Annotated in this window: 16 protein-coding genes; 3 read left to right on the plus strand and 13 right to left on the minus strand. The window is 71.6% G+C overall.

Annotation, left to right across the window (positions count from 1 at the left end; genetic code table 11):
- Positions 1 to 15 precede the first annotated feature (15 nt).
- The 5 genes from EAE32_RS00560 to EAE32_RS00580 form a co-directional block, all read right to left on the minus strand.
- Complete coding sequence (locus EAE32_RS00560; RefSeq protein ID WP_121863825.1) at positions 16 to 945, minus strand: Dyp-type peroxidase; 930 nt, start codon at positions 943 to 945, stop codon at positions 16 to 18.
- Between the two features lie 121 nt (positions 946 to 1,066).
- Positions 1,067 to 1,396 (minus strand): DMT family transporter, encoded by a 330-nt coding sequence (locus EAE32_RS00565; RefSeq protein WP_121845388.1) that lies wholly within the window; start codon positions 1,394 to 1,396, stop codon positions 1,067 to 1,069.
- Positions 1,393 to 1,740, minus strand: a complete 348-nt coding sequence (locus EAE32_RS00570) for a DMT family transporter (RefSeq protein WP_121845387.1) — start codon at positions 1,738 to 1,740, stop codon at positions 1,393 to 1,395. Before EAE32_RS00570 ends, EAE32_RS00565 begins: the two co-directional genes overlap by 4 nt.
- Complete coding sequence (locus tag EAE32_RS00575; RefSeq protein WP_121863826.1) at positions 1,737 to 2,246, minus strand: TetR/AcrR family transcriptional regulator; 510 nt, start codon at positions 2,244 to 2,246, stop codon at positions 1,737 to 1,739. The genes EAE32_RS00570 and EAE32_RS00575 overlap by 4 nt, the downstream gene beginning before the upstream one ends.
- A gap of 45 nt (positions 2,247 to 2,291) precedes the next feature.
- Positions 2,292 to 3,314, minus strand: coding sequence for an NAD(P)H-dependent flavin oxidoreductase (locus tag EAE32_RS00580; RefSeq protein ID WP_121863827.1), 1,023 nt, complete (start codon positions 3,312 to 3,314; stop codon positions 2,292 to 2,294).
- Between the two features lie 22 nt (positions 3,315 to 3,336).
- Between EAE32_RS00580 and EAE32_RS00585 the strand changes: the two genes are divergently transcribed.
- Entirely contained in the window at positions 3,337 to 3,828 is a 492-nt protein-coding gene (locus EAE32_RS00585) for an NUDIX hydrolase (protein WP_121863828.1), read from the plus strand.
- Between the two features lie 8 nt (positions 3,829 to 3,836).
- On the opposite strand, the gene EAE32_RS00590 is transcribed toward EAE32_RS00585, so the two are convergent.
- The 4 genes from EAE32_RS00590 to EAE32_RS00605 all read right to left on the minus strand — a co-directional run bounded on the left by EAE32_RS00590 (position 3,837) and on the right by EAE32_RS00605 (position 8,183).
- Positions 3,837 to 4,217 carry a hypothetical protein gene (locus EAE32_RS00590; protein ID WP_121863829.1) on the minus strand — a complete coding sequence of 127 codons (381 nt, stop codon included), beginning with the start codon at positions 4,215 to 4,217 and terminating at the stop codon, positions 3,837 to 3,839.
- A gap of 210 nt (positions 4,218 to 4,427) precedes the next feature.
- On the minus strand, positions 4,428 to 6,095 hold the full coding sequence (locus tag EAE32_RS00595; RefSeq protein ID WP_121845382.1) for an MFS transporter: 1,668 nt from the start codon (positions 6,093 to 6,095) through the stop codon (positions 4,428 to 4,430).
- Between the two features lie 201 nt (positions 6,096 to 6,296).
- A complete protein-coding gene (gene surE, locus EAE32_RS00600) occupies positions 6,297 to 7,151 on the minus strand; it encodes a 5'/3'-nucleotidase SurE (RefSeq protein ID WP_121863830.1) in 855 nt (284 codons plus the stop codon).
- A gap of 69 nt (positions 7,152 to 7,220) precedes the next feature.
- Positions 7,221 to 8,183: a 1-phosphofructokinase family hexose kinase gene (locus EAE32_RS00605; protein ID WP_121863831.1), complete on the minus strand. Its 963-nt coding sequence runs from the start codon at positions 8,181 to 8,183 to the stop codon at positions 7,221 to 7,223.
- 61 nt (positions 8,184 to 8,244) lie between these two features.
- On the opposite strand from EAE32_RS00605, the gene EAE32_RS00610 reads away from it, so the two are divergent.
- Positions 8,245 to 8,724 carry a GNAT family N-acetyltransferase gene (locus EAE32_RS00610; protein WP_121863832.1) on the plus strand — a complete coding sequence of 160 codons (480 nt, stop codon included), beginning with the start codon at positions 8,245 to 8,247 and terminating at the stop codon, positions 8,722 to 8,724.
- 109 nt (positions 8,725 to 8,833) lie between these two features.
- On the opposite strand, the gene EAE32_RS00615 is transcribed toward EAE32_RS00610, so the two are convergent.
- Positions 8,834 to 9,253 (minus strand): ChaB family protein, encoded by a 420-nt coding sequence (locus EAE32_RS00615; protein WP_121863833.1) that lies wholly within the window; start codon positions 9,251 to 9,253, stop codon positions 8,834 to 8,836.
- Between the two features lie 355 nt (positions 9,254 to 9,608).
- Here EAE32_RS00615 and EAE32_RS00620 point away from each other — a divergent pair, with 355 nt between their 5' ends.
- On the plus strand, positions 9,609 to 10,082 hold the full coding sequence (locus tag EAE32_RS00620; protein WP_121845377.1) for an Hsp20/alpha crystallin family protein: 474 nt from the start codon (positions 9,609 to 9,611) through the stop codon (positions 10,080 to 10,082).
- A 73-nt stretch (positions 10,083 to 10,155) separates the two neighbouring features.
- Here EAE32_RS00620 and EAE32_RS00625 read toward each other — a convergent pair whose 3' ends face one another.
- The 3 genes from EAE32_RS00625 to EAE32_RS00635 all read right to left on the minus strand — a co-directional run bounded on the left by EAE32_RS00625 (position 10,156) and on the right by EAE32_RS00635 (position 16,280).
- A complete protein-coding gene (locus tag EAE32_RS00625) occupies positions 10,156 to 14,007 on the minus strand; it encodes an MMPL family transporter (RefSeq protein ID WP_121863834.1) in 3,852 nt (1,283 codons plus the stop codon).
- Between the two features lie 138 nt (positions 14,008 to 14,145).
- Complete coding sequence (locus tag EAE32_RS00630; protein ID WP_243635522.1) at positions 14,146 to 14,820, minus strand: TetR/AcrR family transcriptional regulator; 675 nt, start codon at positions 14,818 to 14,820, stop codon at positions 14,146 to 14,148.
- 140 nt (positions 14,821 to 14,960) lie between these two features.
- On the minus strand, positions 14,961 to 16,280 hold the full coding sequence (locus EAE32_RS00635) for a D-serine ammonia-lyase (RefSeq protein ID WP_243635523.1): 1,320 nt from the start codon (positions 16,278 to 16,280) through the stop codon (positions 14,961 to 14,963).
- Positions 16,281 to 16,286 lie beyond the last annotated feature (6 nt).

Here is a 16,286-nt window from a genome sequence, read left to right on the forward strand (position 1 = left end):
CGGCGGGTTCTTCTCTCAGGCGCTGACGCTGGAGGGGTCGTCCAGGAAGGACTGCGGCGGTGCGAAGAACAGGCCGCCGGTCTGCGCGGTGGAGAAGTCCAGGATGCGGTCGTAGGTGCCGCGCGGGTTGCCCAGGAACATGTTCTGGAGCATGGTCTCGGTCACCGAGGGGTCCGCGACGTAGCCGATGAAGTACGTGCCGAACTCCTCGGAGCCCACCCACCCGAAGGGCATGTTGTCCCGCACGATCTCGCGCGGGCGGCCGGCCACGTCGTCGAGGTCGTTGAGGGCCACGTGCGAGTTGGCGGGCTTCTCCTCGTCCGGCATCTCGATGTCCTCCAGCTTGGAGCGGCCGATCACCCGCTGCTGCTCCTCCACCGAGAGGGCCTCCCACGCGGCCATGTCGTGCAGGTACTTCTGCACGTGCACGTAGCTGCCACCGCGGTAGGCGGGGTCACCGTCCCCCACGAGGGCGGCCGCGACGGCGGCGTCGCCCTCCGGATTGGCGGTGCCGTCCACGAAGCCCAGCAGATCCCGCTCCTCGAAGAACTTGAAGCCGTGGACCTCGTCCACCACGTGCACGTGCGGGCCCAGACGCTTCATGAGGTGCTTCGCGAGCTCGAAGCACACGTCCTGGGTGCCGGCCCGGAGGTGGATCAGCAGGTCACCCGGCGTGGCCACCGCGGTGTGGACGGGCCCGGCGATCTCCCGGAAGGGGTGCAGGTCCTGAGGTCGGGGCGCGTCGAAGAGCCGGTCCCACGCGTCCGAGCCCACGCCCACCACGCACATGAGCTCGCTCGTGGGGACCCGGAACGAGACGGCCTTGGTGAGGTCCGACACCTCGGTGAGCACGTCCGCCACCTGGGACTCCGCGCCCTCGTTGACGGTCAGGACCAGGAACATGGCGGCCTTGGCCGGGGCGGCCACGATCTTCTGGGTGGTCATGGGGTCTCCCTGCGGTGGTCGGTCGGGGTTGGTCACTCGGCACGCCGCAGCCCGGCACGGTGTTCCACCGGGCTGCGGCCCTGTCCTCACACTATCCCCGGGGCCCGGCCGGTACGAGTGCTCAGTGGCCCCCGCCGAACTCGATGAGCAGCACACCGCCCATGATGAGCGCGAGTCCCAGGCCCATGACCCAGGTGAATGGCTCCTTGAAGAACACGCGGCTGATGATCGCCGTGAGCCCCACACCCGTGGCGGACCAGACACCGTACGCCACCCCGAGGGGCACGCCGTGGGAGAGCACCACGCTGAGCAGCACGAACGCCAGGACGTACCCGACGATCGCGCCCACCCACCACCGTTTGCCGCCGCCGGTGGCCAGGCGCAGCGAGACGGTTCCGGTCACCTCGCTGACGATCGCCCCGGCAAGGGCGAGCAGAGCAGCACCGGTCATGAGGACACCTCAGCCTTCTTCTGGGCCGCCTGGGACCCGAGTTCGATCAGCAGCACACCGGCCATCACCACCACGATCCCGATCCCCATGAGCAGGGTGATGGGCTCGTGGAAGATGAGCAGGGAGAGCACGGCAGTTGCCGCCACACCCGTGGCGCCCCAGATGCCGTACCCCACTCCCAGGTTCATGCCGTTGCGCAGGGCCATGAACAGCGAGATGAACGACCCCGCGTACCCCACGGTGACCACCGCGTACAGCACGGGGTGCTCCATGGCCGCCTTGAGCGAGATGGATCCGGTCACCTCCATGGCGATCGCCGCCACCAGGAACATCCACTTCTTCACTGGGTTCTCGCCTCCTCCATGAGCTGCACGGCCACCCGCACGACGGCGCCGCGCCGGGTCTCGTCCGCATCCAGGACCCCCAGGCACCGGTCCACCCAGGCGCCGTCCGCGATCAGCCGCACCGCCAGCAGGCGGGGGTCCGTGATCGTCCCGAACCACGCGTTCATGCGCCGGGCCCAGCGGGCCGAGAGCTTCTCCTGCAGCTTGGGCTCGGCCATCAGGGCGAGGTCCGCGGGGTCCATGGAGCCCAGCAGGGTGTGCTCCACGTAGGCGCGGAGTAGGTCCGTGGCCGTGGCGTCCGGGCCCGCACGCCGGACCAGCTCCGCCTCCCACGCGTCCAGGAGGTGCTCCACCACGGCGACGGCCAGCGCCTCCTTGGTGCGAAAGTGGTGCACCACGCCGGGCTTGGTGATGCCCACGCGCTTCGCGACGGCATCCAGCGTCAGGGTGTCGCCGGCGCGCAGGACCTCCAGCGCGCCGTCGAGGATGTCAGGTTTCGTGGTCATGCCGTAAACCTACCATACGTATGGTAGGTAGCAAGCGGGGATCTTTTACTTCGCCGAGAACCCGCGGAACTGGGCCACGACGTCCTCCGCGGTCGTGGCCCGGCACGCCGCGAAGCCCGTGCCGGCCCACAGGTTCAGGCCCTGGGCGTCGTCCTTCGAGGCCGCCCGCAGGGGGGCCGTCATGTAGTGCACCTGGGGGTAGCCCTTCACCTGGGCCCCCGCCATGCGGTCGGTGAAGCGGTTGCGCAGCGCGCGTGCGGCCCGTCCGGAGAACGCCCGGGTCACCACGGTCTCCCCGCCGTCTGCGCTCAGCAGGGCCTCACGGTGCGCGGGTTTGGTCCCCGTCTCCTGCGCGGTGAGGAACAGCGTGCCCACCTGCACGGCCCGGGCCCCGCGGCGCAGCAGGTCCGCGGCGGCGTCGCGGCTTGCCACACCGCCCGCGGCAACCAGAGGGATCCCGGTGAGCTCGCACGCAGCGGTGAGCAGCGCCGTCGTGGTGATGTCCTCCGGCTCCGCGGCCTGGCCGTGGGTGGCGCGGTGCCCGCCGGCCTCGGTGCCCTGGACGACGATGGCGTCCGGCGCGAGTTCGGCGGCGGCCGTCACCTCCCGGGCGGTGGTGGCATTGAGGACGACGGCGCTGCCCGCCTTCCGCAGCCGGGCCACGTCCGCCGCACTCGGCAGACCGAACGTGAAGGAGACCAGCGGCACGGGATGGGCCACGAGATGGTCGAGCTTGGCGGGGTAGTCGTCGTCCGTGTACTCGCCCACCGCGGGAGCCGGGATGCCCAGCTCCGCGGCGAGCGGGGCGAGGGCCTGGGCGTACGCGGCGAGGTTCGCGGGATCGGACGGGTCCTGCTCCGGGACGAAAAGGTTCACCCCGAAGCGGTCCGTGTGCGCGGCGACCACCCGGATCTCCTCCGCCATGGCCTGCGCGGTCTTGTACCCCGCGGCGAGCATCCCCAGCCCACCGGCGCGCGCCACGGCCACCGCGAGCGCCGGGATGGACGGGCCGCCCGCCATGGGCGCCTGGACGATCGGTACCTGCAGGTCGGTCAGCGGGTCGGTCACGGTGTCTCCTTAGACTGGGCGGGTGTCCGCCTCCCATGATGCTCTCCCCGCCTCCGGCCCCGCTTCCGCCCCCGACGACGACGCCGCACGGCCCGTCATCAAGGTCACCGGCGTGGTGCTGCGCCGCGCCTCGGACGGCCATGTACTCATGGTGCGCAAGCGAGGAACCAGCATGTTCATGTTCCCGGGCGGCAAGCCCGAAGCGGGCGAGAGCGCCGTGGAGACCGGGGTCCGCGAGGTCCGGGAGGAACTGGGGATCGAGCTGTCACCGGAGGAGATGACCCCCGTGGGCGAGTGGCACTCGGACGCCGCGAACGAGCCCGGCCACGGGCTGCACAGCCACGTGTTCGTCAGCTCCGTACCGCTCACCGAGACCCCTGCTCCGGCCGCCGAGATCGACGAGCTGCGGTGGCAGCCCCTGGACGGGGTGGAGGATGTCGAGGACCTCGCACCGCTGGCCCGCTGGTACGCGCTGCCGGCGGTGCGAGGGATGGGGAGCTGGTCTCACCGTTAGGGCCGGAGTCACCCGCCCCGCATTCTCCTGGCTTCACCCCTGGGCGGAATCCGCCCCCACGCTTCGAGTCGACCCACCCGGAACCGGTGCAGGGCAAGCTGTCCACCGGCAAAGATGACCGCATAGATGGAAGGCGCCACCAGCGAACTCCGGTCGATCTCATGCGGCCAGATCGTCAGCGCCAACACCAGAGACAGCCCCATCATGGCGAGAAAAATCACTGCAGCCAGAAACACTGCGCGCAACACTGTATGGGGGTAGTACGGATCGGCCATCAGGATCTGCTTGCGCCTGCCCTGTGGTTCCCAGGGCTGCGACCGTGAGGCACCGGCTGCTTCTGCCCTGCTGGCCTGCTGTCCGCTGACGGTTCTCGGTTCGCTCGTGGACATGGCCGTCTCACCTGCTCCGGTTGTTCCACCGGGAATCTCCCGGTCTTCCACCGTCTCAGACCGGGCGGGCGCGGACAATGGCCGTTCGGCCACTGTGCCCGCAGCGCACCCAGGGCGACGAGAGATACGAAGCCGACCCAGCGGCGTCGTCCACCGGGCCGTCCGCGGAGAGCCAGCAGCCAGTCAGAGCGGCAGCCCCGACACGTCCGCTCAGGCGGCGTCCTTCTCCTCCCGGCGCGCGGCCCGGCGGACCTGGAGTGCGCCGACGAAGCCCAGCACGATGAATCCCGTGGCGATCGCGAGCGCCCACTGCGTGGCGTGGGTGAACCCGGTGGCAAGGGCGTCCACGACGTGCTGCGTTTCCGGGCCCAAGGGCTGCTGGGCGGCTTGCTCCCGCAGCTGCGGGATCATGCCGCCCGCGGACTGGCGGGTGGCCTCCGCGAGCTGGTCCGCCTGCCCGGGCTGCAGGCCGGTCTCACCGAGCGCGGCGGGCAGGGTGAGCCCCATGGACACGGACAGCGCCGCGCCCGCGAAGGCGGTGCCCAGCGCCGAGCCGATCTGGCGCACGGTGCTCTGCGTGGCGGACGCCTGGCCCGACGACGCCACGGGAACGTCCCGCAGCACGGTGCCGGTGAGCTGCGCGGAGGCGAGCCCCAGGCCCACGCCGTAGCCCACGAGCGGCAGGGCGATCAGCCACGCCGAGGTGCTGGGCCCCATGAGCAGCGCGAGCACGGCGACCCCCACCACCTCGAGTCCCAGGCCGATCAGCACCGTCCCGGGAGCGCCGAACCGCGCCGCGAGGTGCCGCGCGGACGCCCCGGAGATGAACGCGCCGATCGCCATGGCCGCGAGCACCAGGCCGGACTGCATGATGTTCAACCCCAGCACGTTGGTGAGGTAGAGCGGCAGCACGAAGATGATCGCGAACTCACCCACGGCCACCATGGCGGCCGTGAGGTTGCCCCACGAGAACGTGCGCACCTGGAAGAGGTTCAGGTCCAGCAGGGCGGAACGGCGCACGCGGGCCCGGTGGCGCTCCCACACGACGAACAGCGCCAGCGCCACGAGTCCCACCGCGAGCGCCACTGCCACGACGGACACGGACGCGGTGGCCGGCCACACCCAGCCGAAGATCGAGAAGTCCGCCGTGGGGGTGAGCCAGCCGATGGCCGGGCCCTCGATGATCGCGAACACCAGCGCACCGAACGCCAGGGCGCTGAGCATGGCGCCGTCCACGTCCGCGCCGCGCTCGCGCACGTCGCTGCGGGTGTTGGTGATGCTGCGCCAGCCCACCAACGCAATGATCGCGGCGAGGGGCAGGTTCACCAGGAAGATCCAGTGCCAGGACGCCCAGTGGGTCAGGGCGCCGCCCACGAGCGGGCCGATGGCCGCCGCACCGGACATCACCGCGCCCCACACGCCGAACGCGGGCCCCCGGTACTTGCCGCGGAACAGCGCGTTCACCGTGGACAGCGTGGACGGCATGATGAACGCCGCGCCCAGCGCCTGCACCGCGCGGGACGCGATCAGCGCCCCCGCCGTCCCGGACAGCGCCGCCAGCAGGCTGCCCCCGGCGAACACCAGCAGCCCCGCCATGAACATGGTCTTGCGGCCCCACCGGTCCGCGAGCTTGCCCGTGGACAGCAGCAGTGCCGCGAGCAGCACCGCGTAGAGGCTGTTGACCCACTGGGCGTCCGTGAGGTCCAGGTGCAGGTCGGAGATGATCGCGGGCAGGGCCACGCCCACGATCGTGCCGTCCAGCACGATCATCCCGAGCCCCGCGGCGAGCGCCCCGAGCGCCACCCAGTCCCGCCGCTGGGGCGCGGGTGCGCCCCCGACGTCGCTCGGTTGCGTGTCCGCCGCTCGTGTCGATGCCATCGTCAAGCCTCCGCAGCTGGTTCGTGCCCGCTCACGTCCTGGGTCGGTGGCCGACGGCGCTCGGGCGAGTTCTCCTGGCGGGAAGATTATCCCCTCGTCGCGTACGCGTGCATGGAGCGTGGGGAACCGGGCTCCGCGGGGGCGGGACGGGCGGGGCGGCCCCGGTGGCCGCCGTGGTCGCCGGCAGGGGACCGGTGAGCCTCAGGTCCAGCGCATGACCGTGGCGGCGTCCACGGTGACGCTCCCCGGGGAGGCTGCGGCGGCGGCGTCGTCCGCAGCGGGGTCCGCGATGCCGAGCTCCGCGGGGGTGACGGTGCGCAGGTCCTGGTGGGGATCGTCCACCGGCGCGCGCAGCAGGGTGGCGGTGGCCCAGCCGTGGGTGAGGAGGTGGTGGTCGCTGTCCGGCTCCTCGGGACCCGTCTCCGCGCTGTAGGTCACGGCGATGTGCTTCTCGTCCCCGCGCCCGATCTGCGCCTGCACCGCGCCGAAGCTCGCGAGCCGCGCGGGCCTCAGACCGCGCAGCCGCTCGGGGGCGACGTCCGGGACGTTGAGGTTGAGGATCCACTCGTGGCAGGCCCGGCCCTCCCAGCGCTCCAGGGCGAAGCGCGTGACCAGCAGCGCCGTCTCCCAGTGCTGCGGGGCACCCGAGGTGATGGAGACCGCAATGCCCGGGATGCCATGGGACGCGGCCGTGAGCACGGCGCCCACGGTGCCCGAGTGCAGCGTGGCCTTGCCCGTGTTCGCACCCAGGTTCACGCCCGAGAGCACCATGTCCGGGCGCGGGCCGAACGCCCCGTAGGACGCGAGGAACGCGATCAGGGCGGGGGCGGCCCGCACCCCCACGCACTCCACACCCTCGGGCATGTGCGGGGGGTCCGCGGGCACCAGGGCGATCCGCCCGTCGATCTCCTCGCCGGACAGGGACGAGCTCGCACCCGAGTACTCCTCGGCCGGCGCGGCCACCGTGACGGTGTGCCCGCGGTCCAGCGCGGCCCGCACCAGAACCGCCAGCCCCGGGGACGAGATGCCGTCGTCATTGGTGACCAGGATGTGCATGGGGTCCATGGTGGCACGCGCCCGGCACCCGGGCCAGGGTGGGAGGTCTGCGTTGCGGGCCCCCGGCTCTCAGGAGACGGTGCGCACCGTGATCTGCCGCGCGAACTTCTCGATGGTGGTCCGGTTCCCTGTCCCCAGGCCGCGCCGGGCCACGTTGAGCGCGCCGGCGGAGGCCCCGAGTGCCACGGCGTCCACGAGGTCGAGGCCGCGCGCCAGCCCCACGGAGATGCCGGCCGTCATGGAGTCCCCCGCGCCGCGGTGGTCCAGCGGGGTGATCGAGGGCGCCGAGACCTCGCGCACCGCGTCGTGCTCCACGAGCAGCGCCGGGTCCTTGGCCCGGGAGACGACGACGGCGCCCGCGCCCCGCTCCACGAGCGCCCGCCCGGCTGCCACGAGGGACTCGGGGGTGTCGTCCGGGGCGAGGTCCAGGTCCCGCACCTCCTCGTGGCTGATCTTCAGCACGTCCACGTGGGCGTCCACGGCCGCGAGCGCGGGTGCGCCGCTGAGGTCCGCCACCACGGTGGTCCCGGCGTCCCGGGTGTCCCGGATGAGACGGCCGAAGAACGACGCCGGCACCACGTCCCCGGGCTCGGACCCCGTGACCGTGAGAACGTCCGAGGCGAGGGCGTCCACGAACGCCGTGCCGTAGAGATCGTCGAGCTCGTGCCGGGACAGCTCCGGCGGCGGCATGTGGGCCACGGTCTCGCGGTCGTCGCCCCGCAGGTCGTACACGTAGCCGCCGTTGCCGTACCCGTAGCGCACGGCGTTGACCTGCATGCCCAGCCCGTCCAGCATCGAGCGGATCAACGCACCCAGCTCCCCGCCGAACGGGCCGTTCACCGAGACGTCCGCTCCGAGGGATCCCGCCATGCGGGCCACCCACAGTCCCTGGCCACCGGGGTGCATGTGCACGTCCGACTCGTGCGGGCTGCGGTTGCGGTACGCGGCCGGCTCGGTGATCTCCGTGATCAGCAGCGGCGTGGGAACCAGGACGGAGAGGCGCGGTTTCGCGCTGGAACGGGTGTCGGTCACGCACGAAAACTACCCCACGCGGGTGCTGGTGAACAGGACACGCAGCTGTCACGATGGTGGGATGAACGCCACCGAACCGGTCCGCATCGTGGAGGGTCAGGCCGCCAGTGAGCACACGCGGCAGGCCCTGAGCGCCTATTTCAGCGAGCTCGACCACCGGATCGACGGCGGCTTCGACCCCGAGCTCACGGAGGTCACCGGGCCCCAGGACGTCACCCCGCCCCACGGGGACTTCTTCCTCATGACGGACCTCGTCACGGGCGAGGTGATCGCGTGCGGCGCGGTCCGGAAGCTGGACGAGGAGCGTGTGGAGCTGCGCCGGATCTGGGTCGCCCCGGCGCACCGCGGCAAGGGCCACGCCCGCACCCTCGTGCGCGCCCTGGAGAACAAGGTCCGGGCGTTCGGCGCGCTCACGGCGGTGGTGTCCCTCAACCCCGAGATGACCGAGGGCATCGCGATGTTCCGCAACCGGGGCTACCAGCCCGTGGAGTCCTTCCACGAGTCCACCACCGCATCGGTGTTCCTGGCGCGTCAGCTGTAGCGCGTTCCCTGCGCGCCCTCGAAAGGTTCTGGGGTGCAGTTCTGCCCGCGGTGTCGGCGCTCTCGTGGGTGGAACTGCACCCCGGTCACCGTGGACGCTCGGGGAGTGGCTACTGCCGGGCGTCCCGCGTCTTCTTGTCGTTCGCCTTCTCGATGGCGTCCACCAGCTTGTCCTTCGTCATCCCCGAGCGGCCCTGCACGTCCAGCTCCTGCGCGATCTCGTAGAGATGCTCCTTGGAGGCGTTGGCGTCCACTCCCCCGGCGGTGTCCTCCGAGTTCAGGCCGCCCTTCTCGGCACTGTCGTCGGACGGCCCGTTCTCCTCCTTGGGCTCCCAGTGGTCCCCCACCTTCTCGTGGGTGTGCTTGATCGCCGCCCACGCGGTGCGTGCGGCACGGGCGTCGTCGTGGTACTCGTCCTGGGCGGAGTCCCAGGTCTGTGCGAACGTGTCCTGCGCCTTCTCGTCGGAGCGCTGCAGCGTGGACGGGATCTCGTCCTGCCGCGCGCGGCCGTTCTTCTTCGCCTTGGGCACGGGGTCCTCCTGACGCGGTTCGGATCTCTGGGGCCACCATCCTACGGATGCCGACGACGCCGTGGCCCACCCTTTCGGGGCGCCGTGGCCCGGCTTCCGCGGGCCACCACGGCGCAGCAGGCAGCCGGGGAGCCGCCGGAGCGGCAAGCCCCCGCCGCCGGGGGGGCAGGACTTTGCCTTGAGCGGTGGCCACTCAAGATTTGTGCCCCAAGCTCTGGCACTCCGTCGAGGTGAGTGCTATATTTTCCGTAGTTGAGTCAGAGGGACTCAAGAAACGTGATGGCTCCACGTCCGCGGGACGAGCAGGGCAGCGGGGCACACCACGGATGTGCTGCACAGGGAAGGAATGACCGTCATGGCTACTTTCGATCCGTTCTCCGAGGTCCAGAACTTCGCCAACCAGGTGCTCTCCACCCGCAACGGGCTGGAGCAGATGCCCATGGACCTCTTCCGCCGGGGCTCCAACTACTACCTCGCCGCGGACCTGCCGGGCATCGACCCCACCAGCGTGGACGTGGACGTGGACGGCCAGCTGCTGACCATCCGCGCACAGCGCCGTCTGCCCTCCGCGGAGAAGGACACCAAGTGGATCGTGCGGGAGCGCCGCAACCACTCCTTCGTGCGCCAGCTGAACCTGGGCCAGGGCATCGACACCGAGAACATCACGGCCGCCTACGACAACGGCGTGCTGACCGTGACCATCCCGGTCTCCCCCAAGTCCCAGCCCCGCAAGATCCAGGTGGCCACCGGTCAGAACCAGGACGGCGTGGTGCTGGAGCACGGGCACAAGGACGAGTCGCCCGAGTCCTCGGAGGACTCCGAGAACTGAGCTCCACCTGAGACAGCAGTGGGCCCGCAGGAGATCTCCTGCGGGCCCACTGCTCTGTTCGGCGCCGTGCGGGTCAGTGACCCATCCAGCGCACCACCCGGTCCAGGTCCTCGGTGGCGCGGACGGACCAGACCATCAGCGCGTACACGTGCGGGCCACCCTCGCACACCACCGTGGTGGTGTCCACACCGGCACGCACGAGGTCCGTGACGAACTCCATGGTGTCCGGGTAGAGCATGTCCCGGTCCCCCTGCAGCACGAACGTGCGCGGCAGCCCGTGCACGTCCCCGAACGCGGGGCTGACCACGGGGTCGGTCACCTCACGGGTGCCCGCCCACCAGCGGCCCGCGGCCCGGGGGCCCTCGGTGTCCAGCATGTGGTCCACGTCCCGGTACTCCTCGATCTCGGGGTTGCTCACGGTCGCATCCACCCACGGGGAGATCAGGATCAGGCCCTCGGGCGTCGCCGGGATGGACGGTGCCGCCCCCGGGTGCGTCTCCCGGGCGGGCGATGCCGCGGCGTCGCGCAGCCGCATGGCCTGGGCCACCGCCAGACCGCCACCCGCGGAGTCGCCGGAGACGAACACCCGGGTGCCCAGCGTGCGCGCCAGGTCCCACACGCCGTCGGCCAGCACGAGTGCCTCGTCCACCGTGTGGTCCGGGGCGAGACCGTAGCCCGGCACGAGCACCGTGGCACCCGTGCGCTGGATCAGGGCGTCGATCCACCGCCAGTGCGTGGTGGTCACGGGGTGCACGTACGCGCCGCCGTGCCAGTGGATCACCACGGGTGCGTCCGTACGGGCGAGCGCCGCCTTCGGACGCGCGACGACCACCGGGTACCCCGCCACCATGACCTTCCCGAACTCCGCACGCTTGTGCATGCCCCGGTGCGGCGCGGCCTCCTCACGGTCCTCGGCGGCCAGGGAGGCGAGCAGCTTCTCCTCGGACTCCCACACGTTGGGCAGCACCCGCAGCCCCTGGTTGGTCAGCCGCAGGGCGGCATCCGCGGGCACGAGGGCCACGTCCACGGCGGCCACGGCGTGGTCCGCCGACGCCGCCGCGTGACGGCCGTAGCGCAGGGCACGGACCCGATCGCTCTCGGTGGGCGCCGCGCCCTCCTCGTGCTCCGGGGACGACGCCGCGTGGCGGGCCGCGTGGGCCGCAGCCGGCGTGCCGGTGGTCCCGGAACGGGGGGCGCCCGTCTCGTTCTCCGGCGCGGGGTGCGCTGCACCCTGAGCCGCCGTGCCGAGCGCCGCTGCTGCCGCGGCCCCGGCTCCCGCGGCGCCCGCCGGACCGGTTGCGCGCTCTGCCGCGCGAGGTGTCCCCTCACGTCCCGGTCCCGCGGCCTCATCCAGCGCGCCGGTCGAGTCCTCGACTCCCTCGGTGGCCGAACCCTGGGCGCCCCGGTGGGGAACACCCTGCTCGGTGGCAGAGCGATCAGAAGCACGCTGGGCGGCAGCCCGGTGGCGGTGGGCGGTCTCCGCGCGGTGGCGACCCCGCGCGCGGGCGCGGCGTGCGGCGTCGTCGTCCTGCTCGGTGGCACCGGAGACGGCACCGGCGGCGGCGCCCTCGCGGGCGAGGGACTCACCCTCCACGTCAACGCGCGGCAGGATGCGGTCCAGCCAGCGCGGGATCCACCAGGCCTTGTCCCCGAGCAGCCGCATAACCGCGGGGATCAGCAGCATGCGCACCACGAAGGCGTCCAGGAGCACGCCGCCCGAGAGGGCGAAGCCGATGGGCCGGATCATGGCGAGGTCCGCGAAGATGAAGCCCGCGAACACGGAGATCATGATGATCGCCGCGGCGGTGACCACCGAACGGCCCGCCTTGAAGCCGTACACCACGGCCTGACGCGGCGCATGCCCGTGAACGTATGCTTCGCGCATGCCGGAGACCAGGAAGAGCTGGTAGTCCATGGCCAGGCCGAAGAGGATGCCGACCATCAGGGTGGGCAGGAAGCTCAGGATGGGCCCGGGATCGTGCACGCCGAACAGCGCGCCGCCCCAGCCCCACTGGTAGACCGCCACCACGGCGCCGAAGGACGCCAGGACGGAGAGCAGGAAGCCCACCGTGGCGATCACCGGGACCAGGATGGAGCGGAACACCATGAGCAGCAGCACCAGCGAGATGACGAGCACGACCCCCAGGTAGAGGGGCAGCTTCTCACCGAGCAGCTGGGACACGTCGATGTTCGCGGCCGTGGTCCCGGCCACGCCCACGTGAACGTCCTCGTCCTTCTCCAGACCGTCGTTGAGACCGCGGATGCTGCCCACGAGCTCCTCGGTGGCAGCCTCCGCCGGGCCGGACCCGGGGATCACCTGGATCACTCCGGTGGTGCGGTCGTCCGTGGTGCTGCCCTGCAGGACGTTCGCCACGTCCTCCTGGTCCGCGAGCCGGTCCGCCACCGCGTCCATCTTGTCCTTGGCCTGCGCCTCCGAGAGGCCCTCCGGGAGATCCACGACCACGGCGATGGGGCCGTTCTCCCCCGCACCGAAGTCCTCCGCGATGCGCTGGTAGGCCTTGTACTGGGTACTGTCCTGCGCCTCGGTGGAGGCGTCCGGCAGCCCCAGACGCATGCTCTGGGCGGGCAGCGCCAGGACGACCAGCACGGCCACGCACGCGAGCGTGGTGATCCAGGGGTGCCGCAGGTGCAGCGGCACGTCGTGCGGGTCGATCTGGTCCTCACGCGGTGCCGCGGTGCGCACCTTCTTCGGGAGCACCCGCTTGCCCGCGAGGGAGAGCAGGGCGGGAGTGAGCGTGAGGGTCATGAGCAGTGCCACGGCCACGGCCAGACCACCGGCCGTGCCCATCAGCCCCAGGAACGGGATGCCCGCGACGTTGAGTGCCACCAGCGCCACGATCACCGTGAGCGCCGCGAAGAAGACCGCGGTGCCGGAGGTGCCCACGGCCATCCCGATGGACTCCCGCACGGACATGCCCGTGCGCAGCTGCTGGCGGTGCCGGTTGAGCACGAACAACGAGTAGTCGATGCCCACGGCCAGCCCCAGCATCACACCGAGCATGGGGGTCACGGACATCATGTCGATCACGCCGGAGAACGCCAGCGTGGCGGACGCCGCCACGGCCACCCCCAGCAGGGCGGTCAGCACGGGCAGGACGGCCGGGACCACGGCGCGCAGCATGAGCAGCAGGACGATGGCCGCGATCACCACGCCGATGATCTCCGCCGGGCCCACCAGTGAGGAGATGTCCTGGGCGATCTCCTGGGAGAACTCGGCGTCCACGCCCTTCACGGGGTGGTTGCGCACGGCGTCCATGACCTCGGTCTTGGTGTCCGCCTCCACGGCGTTCTGCTCCACCGTGAACGTGACCACGCTGATCGCGGAGTTGTCGCCCTTGGAGACCACACGGTAGTCGCCCATGCGGTCGTAGGTCTTCTCCCCCTCCTCGAGCTGCGCCTTCTGCTTCTCGATCTGGGCCGGGTCCATGCCGCGCTGCTTGAGCACCTGCTCGGCACTGACCCCCGGCGGGAGGCTCTTCTTGAGCTGGGCGATCCGCTGCTCGCCCTGGTCCAGCTGCGCGCGGCCGTCCTTGAGCTTCTGGCGGCCGTCGTCCAGCTGCTGCTGGCGCTCGAACGGGTTCACGGTGGAGTCCACACCGTCCACCCCGTCCACCCGCTTCAGGGCCTCGGCGATGCCGTCCTTCTGGGCCTGCGTGAACTCGGAGCCGTCCTGCGTGGAGAACACCACGCGGCCGGTTCCCTGGTTCGCCTCGGGCATCTCCGCCTTGAGCCGGTCCGCGAGGTTCTGGGTCTCGGTGCCGGGAATGGTGATGGCGTTGCTCAGGTGCACCCCGGACAGGGCCACCCCGCCCACGGCCAGCGCCAGGACGGCGGCCCACACCAGAATCACCGCCCACGCGTGAGCGGCTGCGCCCTTGCCCAGCCGGTACAGAAGTCGTGCCACGGAAGTTCTCCTAGCGAATCGGGAAAATCGTGCTGTGTGGGCCGCGCACGGCGGCCGGTGAAGTCAGTGGTGGGGTCCCACACCCCGTGGTGGGTGGTCTGGGACGGTCACCCCGTGCTGCTCGACGACGCCGCGGCGTCACGCATCGAAGCCCCGCCCCAGCACGGCCAGCGCAGTGGCCAGCAGCCCGCTCCAGGTGCGCCGGGCGGCCTCGTCCAGGGCACCGTCCGTCCGGGCGAGCCACTCGTCGAGGCACTCGACCAGGGAGTTGATGAGCGTGGTGGCCACCAGGTGGATCTGGAACGGCGTGTACTGCGGCAGCCGCTCCCGCAGCACGTCCGCCAGGCGGTCCACCGCTGTGCGGGTCACCCGGAACTCCCACAGGAATGCCGCCGGGGTGTCCTGGCGGTCCACGGAGAACACGGGCTGCAGCTCGTCCAGCAGCGTGGGGGTGCGCAGGGCCTCCATCAGCTGCCGGTACACGTCCCCCAGCTCGGTGCCCGCACCCGGGTCCGGCGCCGGAAGCTCCCGCAGCATGCGGTCGATCAAGCCCGTGACCTGGCCCGAGAGGTACTCGAAGACGGCGTCCTGCGCGGATGGGAAGTGGTTGAAGATGGTGCGGCGGGAGACGCCCGCCCGCGCGGCGAGATCGTTGACGCCCACTCCCGCGATGCCCCGCTCCGTGGCGAGCTCACCCGCCGCCGTGATGATGGACCGCCTGTTGCGCAGCCGGATGACCTCACGCTTGTCCGCGGGTTCACCCGTGGCCCTGGTGCGGCACGAGGGAATCAGCTGGGCGGTCACGGTGCTCATCGTACGGCAGTACTTGCACTGTGTGCACCTTCCTGTGCGGGAGGTCTCAGCCGTTCCCTCGGCGGCCACGGCCCGCGGAACGGGGAGGCCATCTCAGCCGGGCTCCGGGCCACGCCTTCCCGGAGGACGACGCCGCCCGCTCACCCCGTGTAGCGCGCGCGGACCTCATCCGGGAGCATGCCGCCGCCCGTGAGCCACGCGAGATGGGTGGCGCCGACGGGGATCTCTGGCGCGGCGGCGTCGTCATGGCCCGCCGGCACCCCCCGTGCCCGACAGTCGCCCGCCGCGCCTGCCGCCGAGGCCGTGGCGACCCGGTGGACGGCCTCGAGCGCGGCCGCCGCGGACGGCTCCACGATCACGCCCTCAGAGGAGGACAGGCTCTTGACCCGGGCGAGCATCTGCTCGTCCGAGGCCGTGACATAGCCCGCGATCAGGCCCTGCACCGCGCGGCCCACGAACCCGGAGGGCCTGCCCACGGCCAGTCCGTCCGCCACGGTGCGGGTGCTCAGCCCCAGCTCGGCCACCGAGATGTCGTCGTGGCGCCCCGTGTGGACACCCAGCAGCATGCACGGCGCCTGCGTGGGCTCCACGAACACGCAGTGCACGGCGTCCCCGAACTCCCGCTTCAGCCCGTAGGCCACTCCGCCCGGGGCGCCGCCGATGCCGCACGGGAGGTGCACCACCAGCGGGTGCTCGGCGTCCACCGGGATGCCCCGCTCACGCAGCTGCACGACGACGCGGGACCCGGCCACGGCGTAGCCCGCGAAGAGGCTCAGGGAGTGCTCGTCGTCCACGAAGTGCACGGACTCGTCCCCCTCGGCCGCCTCACGACCCGCCGCCACCGCCTGCGTGTAGTCCGTGCTGTGCTCCACGACCTCCACACCCCGGGAGCGCAGCAGGTCCTTCTTCCACTGCTGCGCGTGCGTGGACATGTGGACCGTGGCCTGCAGGCCGAGTGCCGCGGAGATGATCCCGATAGACAGCCCCAGGTTCCCCGTGGAGCCCACCACCACGCGGTGCGCGCCCATGAGCCGGCGGAAGGGCTCGGTGGCGAAGACGGCGTAGTCCGGCACCTCCTCCGGGGGGTGGGGCGGGCCCGGAAGCAGACCGTGCGCCACGGCGAGGGATTCGGCGTGCTGCAGCACCTCGTGCACACCCCCGCGAGCCTTGACAGAACCGCTCACCGGCAGGATGTCGTCACGCTTGAGCAGCACCCGGCCCTCACGGATCCCCGCACCACGCGCCCACGCGGTCGCTTCCTGCAGCGGGGACTCGATGAGCCCCTTCGCCGCAGCGGTCTCCGGGAAGGTCTGCGCGATCCAGGGGCGGAACCGTTCCAGGCGGGCGGCCGCGTCGGCCACCATCGCGGGGTCGATCCCGGAGGCCACCAGTCCGCTCGCGGTGTCCGTCACCGCGGGGTTCCACCAGGTGAGGGGCTCCTCACGGGCGAGGCGGTCCACGAGTTC

This window comes from Kocuria tytonicola, assembly GCF_003687175.1.
Lineage (GTDB): Bacteria > Actinomycetota > Actinomycetes > Actinomycetales > Micrococcaceae > Kocuria > Kocuria tytonicola.

Excerpts from the sequence above, each read along its gene's own strand:
- EAE32_RS00595 (WP_121845382.1), bottom strand. The coding sequence starts at position 6,095 with ATGGCATCGACACGAGCGGCGGACACGCAACCGAGCGACGTCGGGGGC.
- EAE32_RS00565 (WP_121845388.1), bottom strand. The coding sequence starts at position 1,396 with ATGACCGGTGCTGCTCTGCTCGCCCTTGCCGGGGCGATCGTCAGCGAG.
- EAE32_RS00560 (WP_121863825.1), bottom strand. The coding sequence starts at position 945 with ATGACCACCCAGAAGATCGTGGCCGCCCCGGCCAAGGCCGCCATGTTC.
- EAE32_RS00590 (WP_121863829.1), bottom strand. The coding sequence starts at position 4,217 with ATGTCCACGAGCGAACCGAGAACCGTCAGCGGACAGCAGGCCAGCAGG.
- surE (WP_121863830.1), bottom strand. The coding sequence starts at position 7,151 with ATGCACATCCTGGTCACCAATGACGACGGCATCTCGTCCCCGGGGCTG.
- EAE32_RS00575 (WP_121863826.1), bottom strand. The coding sequence starts at position 2,246 with ATGACCACGAAACCTGACATCCTCGACGGCGCGCTGGAGGTCCTGCGC.
- EAE32_RS00620 (WP_121845377.1), top strand. The coding sequence starts at position 9,609 with ATGGCTACTTTCGATCCGTTCTCCGAGGTCCAGAACTTCGCCAACCAG.
- EAE32_RS00610 (WP_121863832.1), top strand. The coding sequence starts at position 8,245 with ATGAACGCCACCGAACCGGTCCGCATCGTGGAGGGTCAGGCCGCCAGT.
- EAE32_RS00630 (WP_243635522.1), bottom strand. The coding sequence starts at position 14,820 with ATGAGCACCGTGACCGCCCAGCTGATTCCCTCGTGCCGCACCAGGGCC.